The organism is Burkholderia semiarida (genome assembly GCF_029268935.1).
In the GTDB taxonomy this organism is placed as follows: Bacteria; Pseudomonadota; Gammaproteobacteria; order Burkholderiales; family Burkholderiaceae; genus Burkholderia; species Burkholderia semiarida.
In genome coordinates, this window is sequence record NZ_JAHLCL010000008.1 from 1,742,875 (window position 1) to 1,758,859 (window position 15,985).

The window sequence follows — 15,985 nt, forward strand, 5'->3', positions numbered from 1 at the left end:
CCCGTTGAAGAGACACGAATCCATGCGCGTACTGCTCGTCGAGGACGATCCGCTGATCGGCAGCGGGCTCGAACAGGGCCTCAAACAGGAAGGCTTCGCGGTCGACTGGGTGAAAGACGGCGACGCCGCGTCGCTCGCGCTGCGCACGACCGGCTACGGGCTGCTGCTGCTCGATCTCGGGCTGCCGAACCGCGACGGCCTGTCGGTGCTCGCCGCGCTGCGCCGCCGCGACGAAAACCTGCCCGCGATCATCATCACCGCGCGCGACGGCGTGCCGGACCGCATCGCGGGCCTCGACAGCGGCGCGGACGACTATCTCGTCAAGCCGTTCGAGCTCGACGAACTGCTCGCCCGCATCCGCGCGGTCAACCGCCGCCATGCGGGCCGCGCGCAGACGACGCTCGCGATCGGCCCGCTGCGGCTCGATCCCGTCAAGCACCTCGTCTGGCTCGACGACGACGAAGTGCCGCTGTCGCCGAAGGAATTCGTGCTGCTGCACGAGCTGATGCGCGAACCGGGCGCGGTGATTTCGCGCGAACAGTTCGAGGAACGGCTGTACAGCTGGGGCGAGGAAATCGAGAGCAACGCGGTGCAGGTGCATATCCACAACCTGCGCAAGAAACTCGGCCACGACGTGATCCGCACGGTGCGCGGCGTCGGCTACCGGATCGGTGACGGCACGTGACGCGCGTGCAACGCGCGCTCGCGCGCTGGCGCAACGCGTCGCTGCGGCGGCGCCTGCTGACGTGGCTGATGCCGGCCGCCTGCGTGATCGGCCTGGTCGCGAGCGCCGGCACCTACTGGGGCGCGCTGCGCGAACTCGACGACCTGCTCGACGACCAGATGCGCAGCATGTCGAAACAGATCGTCGTCGGCCCGAACGGCGAGCTGTCGTTCAGCAACCATGCCAGAGGCAAGCACGGCTTCGAGGCGAGCGACCCCGATGCGGTGCTGCTGCAGGTGTGGCGCAACGGTACGCTCGTGTATTCGACCGACCGCGACTCGAAGCTGCCACCACCCGCGCAGCAGGGCATCGCGAGCGTCGACGTCGGCGGCCAGCCGTGGCGCACCTATGTGACGGAGCGCGGCGGCACGACGATCCGGCTCGCGCAGGCGCGGCATGCGCGCTGGGAAGCGATCGCGGGCATCGCCGTTCATCTTCTGTGGCCGGTGTTCTCGATGCTCCCGCTGCTCGCGCTGGGCCTGTGGTTCGGCATCGGCGCGGGGCTGCAGCCGCTGCGGGCGATCGCGGCAGGCCTGAAACGCAGGAATGCGAACAACCTCGAGCCGGTCGACGTCGCATCGATGCCGAACGAGGTCCGTCCGCTCGCCGAGGCGATCAACGACCTGCTCGCGCGCCTCGACCGCTCGTTCACGTTGCAGCGGCACTTCATCGCCGATGCCGCGCACGAGCTGCGCACGCCGATCATGGGGCTGTCGATCCAGTCCGAACTGCTGCGGCGCGCGGCGACCGCGGAGGAGCGCGAGCGCATCCTCGCGCAGATCCACGCGGGCACGACGCGCCTCGGCCACCTCGCCGAGCAGTTGCTGACGCTCGCGCGCCTCGAACCCGATGCGCAGGCGGCCGTCGCCGCGTCGGCGCCGGTCGATCTCGCCGCGCTGTGCCGCTCGGTGGTGTCGGACCGCGCGCGCGTCGCCGACGCGCACCGCATCGATCTCGGCGCGATCGTCGACGCACCGGTGATGGCCGCGGGCAATGCCGACACGCTGCGCGTGCTGCTGAACAATCTCGTCGACAACGCGATCCGCTATGCAGGCGAAGGCGCGCGCGTCGACGTGTCCGCGCGCATCGACGGCGCGACGCCCGTGCTCGAGGTGGCCGACGACGGCCCCGGCATTCCGGAGGCAGAACGCACCGACGTGTGGGAGCGCTTCTATCGCGGCGAAGGCGCGCAGGCAGTCACGTCGTCGGGCAGCGGGCTCGGGTTGTCGATCGTCAAGCGGATCGCCGAACAGCATCGCGCGACCGTCGCGCTCGCGACCACGCGCGGCGGGCGCGGGCTGACCGTCACGGTGCGCTTCCCGCGGCCGGCCTGATGCGCGGGCGGCGGACGGCTTGTCCACAGATTATGTTGGCAAGCTTGTGGACAACCCCTCCATTAACGGCACCAAGCCATTGATCGGAAAGGGTTTGTCATCGGTGCGCAGCAAACGCGCCGGACTGCGGCAAGTACGCGTTCACATCGGCCGCTTCACGCTGGCGGCCGCCGACGAAGCCGACTTGCTCGTCGTCTGAAGGCCGACGTGGCGTTCATGAAGCGGCAGCCGGGATTCATCTCGACGCGGCCTCATCCAGAAGGTCGGCGTGGCCGATATCTGCACGGCGGGAGTTCGCATGTGCGACGTGTGGCGGCGCGTGACATCGGCCGAATCGCGACCGCCGACTTCTCCACAGAAAATGTTGGCAAGCTTGTGGATATCCTGCGCACCGCGACGCTAAACCCTTGATCCGATGGACTTTGGCACGCGTGATGCAGACGCGGCGCACGTGATGACCGTCGCGCGCATGCTTCGCCGCACATCGCGTCACGACGCCGCGACAACGGACGCCCGATCCCCGTCATGTCATGACCACTGCATGCGGACCGAACCTGCATCGCCCACTTACCCACAAATTTTGTTGGCAAGCATGTGGATAGCCTGCGCATACCGCGATCAAGCATTTGATCCGAAAGACTTTGTCCGCGCCGCCTAGAAAACGGCACACGGGCGGCCAAGCGCCGGTTGCATGCCGCTGCGGTACGTGATGCGCCGCCCGCCGCGCCGGCTGCGGTGCTTGTCCACAGATTGTGTTGGCAAGCGTGTGGATAGCCTGCGCATACCGCGGCCAAGCGCTTGATCCGAAAGACTTTGTCCGCGCTGCTTCAAACGCGGCACGACGGCGCGCGCCGCGCGGCGCGCCCGCTGCGCGCGGGCTTGTTCACACTTTTTGTTGGCAAGCATGTGGATATCCTGAGCATGCGCGAGCTAAGTCGTTGATCGCACAACGTTTGATCGCGCAGGTCACGACTGCGGCACGATGCGCCCGCAGCGTGCGCGATGCCTGTCGCGCCGTGCCGTGCCGCGCCACTCAGCCGAACGTCCGCGCGACGATGCGAGCGACCGACGCGATCACGTCGTCCTTCGCCCGCGCATCGGCTCGCGTCTGCGTGTAGTACACGGCCAGCACGATCGGCGCGCGCGACGTCGGCCAGATGACGCCCGCGTCGTTCGTCGTCCCGTAGTCGCCCGTGCCGGTCTTGTCGCCGACCGTCCACCCGGCCGGCACGCCCGCGCGGATCCGCTTGTCGCCGACCTTGTTGCAGCGCAGCCAGGCGACGAGCTGCTCACGCTGCGCGGCCGGCAACGCGTCGCCGAGCGTCAGCACGCGCAGGCTGGCGGCCATCGCGGCCGGCGTCGTCGTGTCGCGCGGGTCGCCCGGCAACGCGGTATTCAGTTCGGTCTCCCATCGATCGAGACGGAACGTGTCGTCGCCGATCGAGCGCGCGTAGGCCGTGACCGCCGACGGGCCGCCGATCAGCTTCATCAGCAGGTTCGCGGCCGAGTTGTCGCTGTACTGGATCGTAGCCTCGCACAGCGCGGCGACCGTCATGCCCGCGCCGACGTGCTTCTCCGATACCGGCGAATAGTTGACGAGATCGGCCTTGGTGTAGGTCACGCGCTGTTGCAGCAAGCCCGGTTGCTCGACGCTCCGCGCGAGCACCGCCGCGCTCAGCATCGCCTTGAACGTGCTGCAGAACGGGAAGCGCTCGCCCGCGCGATGCTCGATGACCCGGCCGCTCGCCGTGTCGATCGCGCACACGCCGAGACGGCCGCCCGCGTCGCGTTCGAGATCGGCCAGCGTCGTCGCAGCAGCAACAGGCGCAATGGCGTCCGCGGCAGCCGCCGCTGCCGCCGTGGCGGCGTCCGGCGCAGCGGCCTGTCGCGACGCGCATGCGGTGACGGTAAGAACGAGCGGCGCCGTCGCGGCGGCCAGCAACAGGGATCGACGTTTCGATGAGTAGGTCATGTCGGTTGTCTCGTGGTGGAATGGCGGCGAAACGTGGTTGGCGCGTTGAAAACGGCCGGCCGCCGAGGCAGCACTATCGGCACTTTACGGTTGCCCGACAAGCAACGATAATTGAGCGCTGACAAAAGAAATTCTTATGACTAAGCTCCGCCCTCATCTTCCGCTCAATGCGTTGCGCGCGTTCGAATCGTCGGCGCGCCACCTGAACTTCACGCGCGCCGGCCTCGAGCTGAGCGTGACCCAGGCCGCCGTCAGCCAGCAGGTGCGCTCGCTCGAGGAGCGGCTCGGCTGCACGCTGTTTACGCGGCTGCCGCGCGGCCTCGGGCTGACCGACGAGGGGCGCGCGCTGCTGCCGGTGCTGAGCGACGCGTTCAGCCGCATCGAGACAGTGCTCAAGCAGTTCGACGGCGGGCGTTTCCACGAGGTGCTGACGCTCGGCGTCGTCGGCACCTTTGCCCTAGGCTGGCTAATGCCGAGGCTGAAGCAGTTCGGCGACACGCACCCGTTCGTCGAGCTGCGACTGCGGACCAACAACAACGTCGTCGACCTCGCCGCCGAGGGCCTCGATTTCGCGATCCGCTTCGGTGAAGGCAACTGGCCGGCCACGCGCAACGAGCGGCTGCTCGATGCGCCGCTCACCGCGCTATGCACGCCGGACATCGCGCGGCGCGTCGCGCGGCCGGCCGATCTCGCGAACGAAACGCTGCTGCGCTCGTATCGCACCGACGAATGGCACGGCTGGTTCGACGCCGCGCGGCTCGAACCGTGGGCCGTCAATGGGCCCGTGTTCGATTCGTCCCGGCTGATGGTCGAGGCCGCGATGCAGGGTGCGGGCGTCGCGCTCGCGCCCGCGTGCATGTTCTCGCGCGAACTGCAGCTCGGCCAGCTCGCGCGGCCGTTCGACATCGACGTGCGCGCGGGCGGCTACTGGCTCACGTCGCTGAAGTCGAAGCCGCTGACGCCGGCGATGACGCTCTTTCGCGACTGGATCGTGGCGGAAGCGGCCGGTACGGCGCCGGGCGCCTAACACGGCCGCGCTTGTCCACAGATTTTGTTGGCAAGGATGTGGATATCCTGGGTACGCGGCGCCTAACCCCTTGATCGCGCACGCATTCGCGCGCCGACGCACGGCGCGGGCAGCCTTTGCACGCGGGCTTCGCGCCCCGCTCGCATTCGGGCCGGATCCTCAACCCGTGCGACGCAATCGATTGCGAGTTGTCCACAGATTTTGTTGGCAAGCCTGTGGATATCCGCCGGATCGGACGCGTAACATCTTGATACACAAGGGGATTCGATCCGCGGACCTTGACCGGTCAATGGCGTGGCACCGGAATGATTGTGGAACCGCGCGCCGCGCATGCGTGGCGCGCCCGGCCGATGGCCGGGGCGGTTCTCCACAGATTGTGTTGGCAAGCGTGTGGATATCCTGCGTATCGGGCACCTAACTGATTGAGCGCACGGGGTTTTGTGCCGCGTGCGCAGAATCGGGCAGCGCCTGCGCCACCCGTACGTCAATGGCGGTCGAGCCCGCCGCGCAATTCGCTCGCCTTGTCGCGCAGCGCTTCGTAGCCCGAACGCGCATGCTCGGGCAGGTCGGGATCGCCGATCAACGCGCCGAGCGTTTCGATCAGGCTGAACAGAATGCCCTTCGCCGCGCCGACCGCGATGCTCTGCGATTCGATCGACTTGTGCAGGTGGTCGACCGCCGCTTCCAGATTCTCGAGCTTGTGCTCGCCGTCGTCGGGCCGGTTGTCGGTCGTCATCGTCTACCTCCGCCATCGTTCAAGGGTCATGTCACGATTCTATGCCGCCGCGCGCGAACGTGGCGCGACATCGCGCAACGTTCGCGCGGCGCCCCGCTACAGCACCGCGACCACCTTGACGCGGCCCGGCCGCTCCGCCGCCGCGACGACCTGCCCGTCGACCCGGCGGAACGTCAGCGACACGGTTTCGTCGCCGACGCGCAGCGCATCGATCCGCAGCCAGTCGACGCCTTCCGGCAATGCCGGGCGTTCGACGCGCACCTCGTGGCGCGACGCGTCGATGCTCACGCCGAGGCACGCCTGCAGCATCATGAACGGCGCGCCGGCCGCCCACGCCTGCGGCAGGCAGGCCACCGGATACGCGGTCGGCGGTTCGCCGCGCCGGCGCGGGAACCCGCAGAACAGTTCCGGCAGGCGCATCTCGAAGCTCACCGCCGCCTCGAACAGCGCACGCAGCAGGTTCACCGCGGCCGTCTTGTCGCCGTAGCGCGCCAGGCCGCGCGCGATGAGCGCGTTGTCGTGCGGCCACACCGAACCGTTGTGATAGGCCATCGGGTTGAAGCGCGGCTGGCCGGCCGCGAGCGTGCGGATGCCCCAGCCCGTCTGGAACAGCGCCGAGCCGAGCACGCCGGCGACCGCCGCGCCGCGCTCGGCGTCCGGCAGCCCGAACGCAAGCAGATGGCCCGCGTTCGATGCGAACACGCGGCACAGCTCGCCATGCCCGTCGAGCGCGATCCCGTAGAAATCGCCTTCCGGCATCCAGAACAGCGCGTCGACCTGGTCGCGCAGCGTCTTCGCGCGCAACGCGTAGCGCGTCGCGTCGGCCGCATGGCCGCGCCGGTGCGCGCACGCCGACATCGCGTCGAGCGCCGCGCACGCGTAGGCCTGCACCTCGACGAGCGCGATCGGCCCGTCCGGGAAACGGCCGTCCGCGTGGAACACCGAATCGTGGCTGTCCTTCCAGCCCTGGTTCGCGAGGCCGCGCTCCGACGTGCGCTGGTAGTCGAGCAGTCCGTACGGATTGCGGTCGCACTTGTCGATCACCCATTGCACGGCCCGCTCGAGCGCGGGCCACAGCTCGTCGATCAGCGCATCGTCGCCGGTGCGCTCGGCATAGGCGCCCGCGAGCACGATGAACAGCGGTGTCGTATCGACGCCGCCGTAGTACAGCGCAAACGGCACCTCGCCCGTCGCGGCCATCTCGCTGCGGCGGAACTCGTGCATGATCTTGCCGGGCTCCGCGTCGCGGAACGCGGAGGTCTCGCGCGCCTGATGCTCGGCGAGAAAGCGCAGCACGCCGCGCGCGAGCGACGGCTGCAGCCACAGCATCTGCAGCGACGTGATGATCGCGTCGCGGCCGAACGGCGTCGAGAACCACGGAATGCCCGCATACGGGTACGGCCCCGTGTCGAGCTGCGTCGTGAGCAGCCCGAGATCCGCGAGCGAACGATCGAGCCACGCGTCGAACAGCGGATTGCCGGTGTTCACGCGCGCCATCGACTCGCGCCGTGCCCGCATCTCGCGATGCACGCCGACGAGCGCCGTGCGCAGCGCGACGCGGCCGCACCCGGGCCCTTCGCCCTGCGCGGGCCCGAGCGTCGCATCGACGGTCAGGTAGATCGACACGCACGCCTGCGCGGCGATCGTCAGCGTGTAGTCGGCACGATCGACCGACAGCGCGTCGGGCGCCGGCGAAAAATGCACGGTCACGTTGCGCTCCACGCCGTCGAGGCCGTCGTACCGCAGCCGCACCGCGCCCGCGTCGACGCGCGGCGCGCCCACCGTGCCGCGCTTGGGCCGCCGCGTGCCGCGCACTTCGAACATGTCCTTGAAATCCGCCGCGAACGACAGCGACAGCGGCACCTCGGCTTCGCTCGCGCCGTAGTTCGTCAGCGTCAGCGCTTCGTGCAGCACGTCGCCCGCGAGCACGCGCATGCGCTCGATATGGATCACGCCCTCGGGCGTCTCGTGGCCGCCGAGCGGCGGCAGCGGGCGGTTCGTCAGGTGCGCGGTGAACGACGCGTTGTCGGCGCTCGTCGCGCCCGACAGCAGCGACGGCGCGCGGCCGCCGAACGTCAGGCGCCACGTCGACAGCACGCGCATGTCGTCGACGAACAGGCCGTCGTCATGGCCGGCGATATCGCCGAGCGCGTCGCTGACCACGAACGCGTCGCCGGATTTCAGCACGTACTGGTTGTTGCGCGCGAGGACCTGCGGATCGGCTTCGGGCGCGATGAAAGCGGGACCCGACGCGGTGGCCGGGGGAATCGGCGCGACTTGCGGCGCCTGCGTCGTCGTGGCTTCGGCGTGATTCGGCATCGATGCTCCTGTGTCGAGGCGCAACGCGCGGCGCGCGTCGCGTGTTTCGCACAGGATAGGCCAGAACGGCGAACGTGCGCAGCGACGAAACGGCCGCGGCGCCAGACGACGTTGCTTCGTCGCATGGCGCCGCGGACGGGCACGTCAGTCGCCGGTCAGAATTTCCACAGGATGTTGCCGAGGATCGCGTTGTCGCGCACGCCGCTGCCGTATTGGCCGCTGTACGTGAGGCCGAGCGTCAGGCGCTTCGTGATGTTCGCGTCGATGCCGGCTTCGAGCACCGCGCTGTCGCGAGCAATCGGCACGCCCGATACCTGGAACGACGTGCCGCCGTTCGCGAACGTGAACGCCGACGACGGCCGCACGTTGCCGAACGCATGCCGCCAGCCGACCGTCCCGCGCGCGGTGAACGTGCCGCTCGCGATCGAGCCGAGCTGCGACGCCGCACGCAGGCCGAGCGTCGAGAAGCCGACGTGGGTCGTCTCGCCGCCGGCGCGCAGCGCGGCCGCGCCGCCGGTTTCCGTATAGCCGTCGGTATGCAGGTTCACGTACGCGAGGCCCGCGAACGGTTCGATCGCGACCGGGCCGACCGGCAGCGCGTAGCCGACTTCGCCGAACACCTGCGCCGAATGCGCGTTGTAGCCGGCCGAGTCGTGATCCGAGAAGCCCGCGAAGCCCGGATAGCGGTCGCTGTTGATGCGATACCACGTGTACGACGCGCCGCCGCGCACGCCGAGCGCGCCGTACTGCGCGCCGCCGTACAGCGACAGGTAGTAGCTGTTCACCGCCGCCGACGAACTCTGGTCGTTGTCGAGCGAGCTGTGCGTGACGCCCGCGGCCAGACCCGCACGCCACTTGTCGTTGAACGCCATGTCGGCGCCGGCGATGAAGCCCGTCATGCTGCGGTTGATCGACGACGCGTTGCCGTCGCCGGCGAGCCGGCTGCGGCCGCCGAACGCCTGCCCCCAGACGACCGGCTGATAAGGCGTCCCGCCGTAGCACCCGTCGCGCGAACCGATCCGGCGCTCCGGCGGCAGCGTCGGGTCGGCCACGCCGGCCGTGTTGTCGCCGCACAGCGCGGCGCCGCCCGACGACAGCGCCGCGAGCGGGCCCGATCCGGGCGCGAGACCCTGACGGACGCGATCGGTCACCGCGTCGCGCACATAGCGGCTGTCGAGCAGCAGCATGCTCTTCAGGCTCGCCTGCAGTTCGCCGCCGAGCAGCCCGTACGCGCGGCGCGCGGTCGGCGCGTCGGCCGTCAGCACCGTGTCGTACAGCGGATTGCCGGTGCCGAGCGCGGCCACCGCGGTCGCGACCGAGCGCTGGTTCGGCGTGGTGGCGACGTCGGGCAGCGACGTGCCGTTCTGAGCCAGTTGCAGATAGACGTGACCCGGATCGTAGCTGAGGGTCGGCGTGAGGAACGCATAGTTCGCGCTCACCTGGGTGAACGCGCCCTGCACGCCCGACGACGCGCTGAGGATCGTGTACGTCGTGCCCGGCTGATAGGTGCTCTGGTTCGCGAGCACCTGCACGGTGCCGCCATTCAGCGTCGCCGTGCCGCTCGCCGCGAGGCTGCCGCTTTGCTGCGGCGTCGCGGCGACCTGGAACGTCGAACCCGGCTGGAACGTGACGTTGCCGCCTACGTTCAGCGCGGCGCCCGGCTGCGTGGCGGCCGCCGTCGCGCCGCCTTGCACCACGAGGCCGCCGATCGTGCCGGTGCCCGTCAGCGTCGCGCCGTTCTGCACGGTGACGGTCGACTGGCCGAGCGAACCGTTGACGGCGAGCGTGCCCGCGGCGACCGTGGTCGGGCCGCTCAGCGTGTTCGTGCCGGTCAGCGTGAGCTGCCCGCTGCCGGCCTGGGTCAGCGAACCGGTGCCGGACAGCACGCTCGCGATCGTCACGTTGCCCGATTGATTGACGATCAACGCACCGTTGTCGACGACGTCGCCGGCCACGCTGCCCGACGTGCCGCCGTTGCCGAGTTGCAGCGTGCCGCCGGCTGCGATCGTGGTGCCGCCCGTGTACGTGTTGGCGCCGGTCAGCACCTGCGTGCCGCTCGCCACCGTCACGCCGCCCGAGCCGCCGATCGTGCCGCCGAAGGTATTGCTGCCGCTGCCGTTCAGCGCCAGCGCGTTCGCACCGAGATTCACGTTCGTGCCGGCCGCACCCGACAGCGCACCGATCGTTTGCGTGCCGGTCGCGCCGCTCACGTCGAACGTCGCACCCGTGCCCGCGAGATTCACCGCGCCCGTCGATGCGAGGCTGCCGCCCGCGCCGAGCGCGAGCGTGCTGCCGCCGGCGATCGTCGTGCCGCCCGTGTACGTATTCGCACCCGTCAGCGTTTGCGTGCCCGTGCCGGCGAACGTCACGCCACCCGTCCCGCCGATCGCGCCGCCGAACGTACCGTTGCCGCTGCCGTTCAGCGTCAGCGCATTCGCGCCGAGATTCACGTTCGTGCCGGCCGCGCCGGCCAGCGTGCCGATCGTCTGCGCGGCCGTCGCCCCGCTCACGTCGAACGTCGCCCCAGTGCCCGCGAGGTTCACGGCGCTCCCCGACGCGAGGCTGCCGCCCGCACCGAGGGCGAGTGTGCTGCCGCCGGCGATCGTCGTGCCGCCCGTATACGTGTTGGCCCCCGTCAGCGTTTGCGTGCCCGTGCCGGCGAACGTCACGCCGCCCGTCCCGCCGATCGCACCACCGAACGTACCGTTGCCGCTGCCGTTCAGCGTCAGCGCATTCGCGCCGAGATTCACGTTCGTGCCGGCCGCGCCGGTCAGCGTACCGAACGTCTGCGCGCCCGTCGCGCCGCTCACGTCGAACGTCGCCCCCGTGCCCGCGAGGTTCACGGCGCTCCCCGACACGAGGCTGCCGCCCGCGCCGAGTGCGAGTGTGCTGCCGCCGGCGATCGTCGTGCCGCCCGTGTAGGTGTTCGCCCCCGTCAGCGTTTGGGTGCCCGTGCCGGCGACCGTCAGGCCGCCGGCGCCGCCGATCGTTCCTCCGAACGTACCGTTGGTGGTGCCGTTCAGCGTCAGCGCATTCGTGCCGAGGTTGACGTTCGTGCCGGCCGCGCCGGTCAGCGTGCCGATCGTCTGCGCGCCCGTCGCGCCGCTCACGTCGAACGTCGCACCGGCGCTGGCGAGGTTCACCGCGCCGGTCGAGGCGAGGCTGCCGCCCGCGCCGATCGCCAGCGTGCCGCCGCCGCTGATCGTCGTGCCGCCGGTGTATGTGTTCGCGCCGGTCAGCGTCTGTGTGCCGCTGCCGGCCAGCGTCAGGCCGCCGGTGCCGCCGATCGCGCCGCCGAACGTGTTGCTGCCGTTGCCGCTCAGCGTCAGCCCGTTGCCGCCGAGGTTCACGCTCGTGCCGGCCGCGCCGGTCAGCGTGCCGAGCGTTTGCGAGGCGGTCGCGCCGCTCAAGTCGAACGTCGCCCCCGCGCCCGCCATGTTCAGCGCACTGCCGGACGCAAGGCTGCCGCCCGCGCCGAGCGCCAGCGTGCTGCCGCCAGCGATCGTCGTGCCGCCCGTGTAGGTGTTCGCGCCGGACAGCGTCTGCGTGCCGGTACCCGACAACGTGAGGCTGCCCGTGCCGCCGATCACCCCACCGAACGTGCCGCTCGCCGTGCCGCCGAGCGTCAGTGCGTTGGCGCCGAGGTTCACGTTCGTTCCCGCGACGCCCGACAGCGCGCCGAGCGTCTGCCCGCCTGTCGCACCGCTCAGATCCAGCGCCGCGCCGGCACCGGCGAGATTCATCGTGCCCGTCGGCGCGAGGCTGCCGCCCGCGCCGAGTGCCAGCGTCCCCGCATTGACCGTCGTGCCGCCCGTATAGGTGTTCGCGCCGGTCAGCGTCGTGGTCGCCGCGCCGTTCTTCACGAGGCCACCGCTTCCGTTGATCGCGCCGGTCAGCCCGAGATCGTTGCTGCCGCCGAGCGTCAGCGTCGAGCCGGTCGCGAGATTGACCGCATTGCCGACCGACAAGGCCGCATTCGTATCGAGCGTGGCCGCGCCGCCGACGGTCAGCGCGCCGGAACCCAGCGCCCCGCTGTTGCCGAGCACGAGGCTGCCGCTATTGAGGTTCGTGCCGCCGCTGTAGGTATTGACGCCGTTCAGCGTCTGCGTGCCGGTGCCCGACAACGTGAGGCTGCCCGTGCCGCCGATCACCCCGCTAAACGTGCCGCTCGCCGTGCCCCCGAGCGTCAGTGCATTGGCGCCGAGGTTGACGTTCGCTCCCGAGACACCCGACAGCGCGCCCAGCGTCTGCCCGCCTGTCGCACTGCTCAGATCCAGCGTCGTGCCGGCGCCCGCCAGATTCATCGCGCCGGTCGATGCAAGGCTGCCGCCCGCGCCGATCGCCAACGTGCCCGCGTTGATCGTCGTGCCGCCCGTGTACGTGTTCGTGCCGGTCAGCGTCGTGGTCGCCGCGCCGTCCTTCACGAGGCTGCCCGTGCCGGCAATCGCGCCACCGAGCGTAAGGCTGTTGCTGCCGCCGAGCGTCAGCGCGGCGCCCGTGCCCAGATTGACCGCATTGCCGACCGACAAGGCTGCATTCGTATCGAGCGTGGCCGCGCCGCCGACGTTCAGCGCGCCGGCGCCCAGCGCCCCGCCGTTGCCGAGCACGAGACCGCCGCTATTGAGGTTCGTGCCGCCGCTGTAGGTATTGGCGCCGTTCAGCGTCTGCGTGCCCGTACCCGACAACGTGAGACTGCCGGTACCGCCGATCACCCCGCCGAACGTGCCGCTCGCCGTGCCGCCGAGCGTCAGCGCGTTGGCGCCGAGGTTCACGTTCGTTCCCGCGACGCCCGACAGCGCGCCGAGCGTCTGCCCGCCCGTCGCACCGCTCAGATCCAGCGTCGCGCCGGCGCCCGCCAGATTCATCGCGCCGGTCGATGCAAGGCTGCCGCCCGCGCCGAGCGCCAACGTGCCCGCGTTGATCGTCGTGCCGCCCGTGTACGTGTTCGTGCCGGTCAGCGTCGTCGTCGCGGCGCCGTCCTTCACGAGGCTGCCCGCGCCGGCAATCGTGCCCCCCAGCGTAAGGCTGTTGCTGCCGCCCAGTGTGAGTGCGGCGCTCGCGTCGAGATTGATCGCATTGCCGACCGACAGGTTCGTGGTCGTATCGAGCGTCGCCGCGCCGCCGACGGTCAGCGCGCCGGTGCCGAGCGCCGACGCGTTGCCGAGTACCAGTCCGCCGGCGTTCAGCGTCGTGCCGCCCGCATAGTTGTTCGCGCCCGACAGCGTGAGCGCCGCCGCGCCGTTCTTCACGAGACCGCCGCCGCCGGAAATCGCGCCGCCGAGGCCGAGATCGGTGCTGCCGCCGACCGTCAGCGTCGTGCCCGTCGCGATGTTGACGCCGTTCGCGAGCGACACGTTGGCAGTCGCATCGAGCGTCGACGAACCGTTGACATTCACCGCACCGAGGCCGAGCGACGTATTGCTGCCGACGACGAGGTTGCCGCCGTTCAGGTTGGTGCCGCCCGTGTACGTGTTCGCGCCCGTCAGCGATTGCGTGCCGGTACCCGACAGCGTCACGCTGCCCGAACCGCCGATCGTGCCGGCATAGGTGGCATTGATGCTGCCGCCGAGCGTCAGCGAATTGGCGCCGAGGTTCACGCTCGTTCCCGCGACACCCGACAGCGCGCCGAGCGTCTGCCCGCCCGTCGCACTGCCCAGATCCAGCGTCGCGCCGGCGCCGGCAAGGTTCATCGTGCCCGTCGACGCGAGGCTGCCGCCCGCGCCGAGCGCAAGTGTGCCCGCGTTGATCGTCGTGCCGCCCGTGTACGTGTTCGTGCCGGTCAGCGTCGTGGTCGCCGCGCCGTTCTTCACGAGGCCGCCGCTTCCGCCGATCGCGCCGGTCAGCCCGAGATCGTTGCTGCCGCCGAGCGTCAGCGTCGAGCCGGTCGCGAGATTGACCGTGTTGCCGAGCGTCACGTTCGCGCTCGTGTCGAGCGATGCCGACGCGTTGACGTTCAGCGCGCCGGTGCCGAGCGACGAATTGTTGCCAACCACCAGGCCGCCGGCATTCAGGTTCGTGCCGCCCGTGTAGCCGTTCGCGCCGGACAGCGTCAGCGTACCGCCATCGTTCTTCGTCAGCGCGCCGCCGCCCGACACCGTGCCGGACAGCGTCAGCCCGGTCGCGCCCTGCACCGTCAGGCCGCCCGCGCCGAGCGACACGTTGTTGGACACGTCGAGCCCCGCCGTGCCCACCTGCAACGCACCGCCGTTGCCCGTGACGGTCCCGGTGCCGAGCGACGCGTTGTCGTTGATGATCGCCACGCCGCCCGTCAGCGTCGCGTCCTGCGCGGTGGACGCGCCGTTGATGGTCCAGTTGCCGCTCGTGACGTCGAGGTGATTGAAGTTGATGTAGTTGTTGACCGCGATCGTGCCGTTCGCCGCGGCGCCCTGCTGCAGGTTGAGCGTATTGTTGCCGCCCGCGCCGCCGTCGACGACGCCGGTTGCGGCCACGCCGAGCGTGACCGGGCCGATCGTGATGTTGAACGCGCCGCCGGTGCCGCCGGCCGTGTTGACCGACGAACCCGTCACGGCATTGAACGTGTTCGTGCTGTTCGCCCCCATCGACACGCCGCCGTTGATCGTGCCCGAGTTGGTGAACGTATTGCCCTGCCCCGGCGTGCCGTTCGAACCGAGCGACACGCGGCCGGTGATCGTCCCGCTGTTCGTCATGTTGACCGTGCCGCCGCCGTACGCGGCGACCACCGGCGCATCGGCGCCGACGAGGGTCGCGCCGGGCAGTGGGGACGAGCCGATCGTACCGGTGTTGTTGATCGTCGACGTGCCGCCCGTGCCGTTCTGGACCGACAGCGCCATGCCGGTCACGCCGCTGATCGCGACGCCGGTCGAGCCGTTCATCGTGCCGTTGTTGGTCACGGTCGTGGTGCTCGCCGCCGCGTTGCCGACCACCGCGCCGCTCGACAGCACGCCGAGCCCCGAGCCGAGCACGGACGGGTCGATCGTGCCGTTGTTGGTCAGCGTGACGTTACTGCCGGTCAACGACATCGCCGTGCCGCCGACCCCGAGCAGCACACCGACGCTTGCACCGGGGTTGACCGTCGCATTCAGGTTGTTGGCGCTGTTCGAATAACTGGGCGCCAGCGGGTTCGCGGCGCCGGAGCAGGTCACCGTCGTGCCCGCGGTGCTGCAGGTCGCCTGGGCGGGAACGATGCCCGCGCCCGACAGCGCCAGAAACACGCCCGTGGGCAGCAATAGTCTCGGAAACGGCTCACTCGTTTTTCTCGAACGGGCAGGATTCATGCTTTCCCTCTTTATTGATTTCGGTTTTTGGTATGGGTATTGCGGCCGCACTGGACGGCACGCAGCAGAAAATCGCGGATAAAAGCGTCCTCCCCGGCAATCGCGATGCGCTGTCGGTTTATTCGTGATGATTGTTTTGATCGGCCCGGAAATGCAGCTGCGGAACTAGTCGAATGACATGGTGACGGCCCCTGTTTTTTTGCAGCGACTTTCTGGTTGATTTGATTACTGCCCGCTTTCGTCAGACTAGGCTATATCAAACTCAAACCGTTTTCCAGTCGATATTTTCCTGTCGGATCAACGGCCGACGGTTATGTAGTTTTTTTACTTTCTGACAGATGCGCAGCGATAACATGCAACACACTCTTCGCCGGCCTTCTTGATTTTTCGCAAAGACAACGATTGTTCCGCATCGGTGGAAACACCGATATATCGCCCCGATTCAATACACGCTGATTTTGCAGTGCAATATTCTTACCGCGACGAATGATCCATGCAGATAATCAACATCCGCTTAATAAATCGATCGGACCTCGATTATGGAACTGTCGGCGAAACTGTTTTGATTTTTGTCCCCTCAAGACATCTGAAACGAGAATCGCTATTATTTATTCAGT

Annotated in this window: 9 protein-coding genes; 5 read left to right on the forward strand and 4 right to left on the reverse strand. The window is 69.2% G+C overall.

What is annotated here, in order from left to right; genetic code table 11:
* The first annotated feature begins 22 nt into the window (after positions 1 to 22).
* The 4 genes from KPB06_RS31050 (at position 23) to KPB06_RS31065 (ending at position 3,000) form a co-directional block, all read left to right on the forward strand.
* The gene (locus KPB06_RS31050) at positions 23 to 685 is read left to right on the forward strand and encodes a response regulator (protein ID WP_059584573.1); all 663 of its coding nucleotides are present in this window, start codon (positions 23 to 25) and stop codon (positions 683 to 685) included.
* The gene (locus tag KPB06_RS31055; protein WP_059584571.1) at positions 682 to 2,058 is read left to right on the forward strand and encodes an ATP-binding protein; all 1,377 of its coding nucleotides are present in this window, start codon (positions 682 to 684) and stop codon (positions 2,056 to 2,058) included. The genes KPB06_RS31050 and KPB06_RS31055 overlap by 4 nt, the downstream gene beginning before the upstream one ends.
* 19 nt (positions 2,059 to 2,077) lie before the next feature.
* Positions 2,078 to 2,257, forward strand: coding sequence for a hypothetical protein (locus KPB06_RS31060; RefSeq protein WP_124657730.1), 180 nt, complete (start codon positions 2,078 to 2,080; stop codon positions 2,255 to 2,257).
* A 614-nt stretch (positions 2,258 to 2,871) separates the two neighbouring features.
* Positions 2,872 to 3,000: a hypothetical protein gene (locus KPB06_RS31065; protein ID WP_269112991.1), complete on the forward strand. Its 129-nt coding sequence runs from the start codon at positions 2,872 to 2,874 to the stop codon at positions 2,998 to 3,000.
* 91 nt (positions 3,001 to 3,091) lie between these two features.
* Here KPB06_RS31065 and blaPEN-B read toward each other — a convergent pair whose 3' ends face one another.
* A complete protein-coding gene (blaPEN-B, locus tag KPB06_RS31070; protein ID WP_059584569.1) occupies positions 3,092 to 4,030 on the reverse strand; it encodes a PEN-B family class A beta-lactamase in 939 nt (312 codons plus the stop codon).
* Between the two features lie 136 nt (positions 4,031 to 4,166).
* Here blaPEN-B and penR point away from each other — a divergent pair, with 136 nt between their 5' ends.
* Positions 4,167 to 5,057, forward strand: a complete 891-nt coding sequence (gene penR / locus KPB06_RS31075; RefSeq protein ID WP_124657728.1) for a beta-lactamase transcriptional regulator PenR — start codon at positions 4,167 to 4,169, stop codon at positions 5,055 to 5,057.
* A gap of 484 nt (positions 5,058 to 5,541) precedes the next feature.
* Here the strand turns inward: penR and KPB06_RS31080 are convergent, their stop codons facing one another.
* The 3 genes from KPB06_RS31080 to KPB06_RS31090 all read right to left on the reverse strand — a co-directional run bounded on the left by KPB06_RS31080 (position 5,542) and on the right by KPB06_RS31090 (position 15,368).
* Entirely contained in the window at positions 5,542 to 5,793 is a 252-nt protein-coding gene (locus tag KPB06_RS31080) for a hypothetical protein (RefSeq protein ID WP_006482135.1), read from the reverse strand.
* Positions 5,794 to 5,889: 96 nt separating this feature from the next.
* Positions 5,890 to 8,112 (reverse strand): amylo-alpha-1,6-glucosidase, encoded by a 2,223-nt coding sequence (locus KPB06_RS31085; RefSeq protein WP_059584565.1) that lies wholly within the window; start codon positions 8,110 to 8,112, stop codon positions 5,890 to 5,892.
* A 155-nt stretch (positions 8,113 to 8,267) separates the two neighbouring features.
* Positions 8,268 to 15,368, reverse strand: coding sequence for an autotransporter-associated beta strand repeat-containing protein (locus KPB06_RS31090; RefSeq protein WP_275905741.1), 7,101 nt, complete (start codon positions 15,366 to 15,368; stop codon positions 8,268 to 8,270).
* Between the last annotated feature and the right edge of the window lie 617 nt (positions 15,369 to 15,985).

Coding starts and splice junctions, on each gene's coding strand:
- penR (WP_124657728.1), top strand. CDS start 4,167: ATGACTAAGCTCCGCCCTCATCTTCCGCTCAATGCGTTGCGCGCGTTC.
- blaPEN-B (WP_059584569.1), bottom strand. CDS start 4,030: ATGACCTACTCATCGAAACGTCGATCCCTGTTGCTGGCCGCCGCGACG.
- KPB06_RS31090 (WP_275905741.1), bottom strand. CDS start 15,368: ATGAATCCTGCCCGTTCGAGAAAAACGAGTGAGCCGTTTCCGAGACTA.
- KPB06_RS31080 (WP_006482135.1), bottom strand. CDS start 5,793: ATGACGACCGACAACCGGCCCGACGACGGCGAGCACAAGCTCGAGAAT.
- KPB06_RS31050 (WP_059584573.1), top strand. CDS start 23: ATGCGCGTACTGCTCGTCGAGGACGATCCGCTGATCGGCAGCGGGCTC.
- KPB06_RS31085 (WP_059584565.1), bottom strand. CDS start 8,112: ATGCCGAATCACGCCGAAGCCACGACGACGCAGGCGCCGCAAGTCGCG.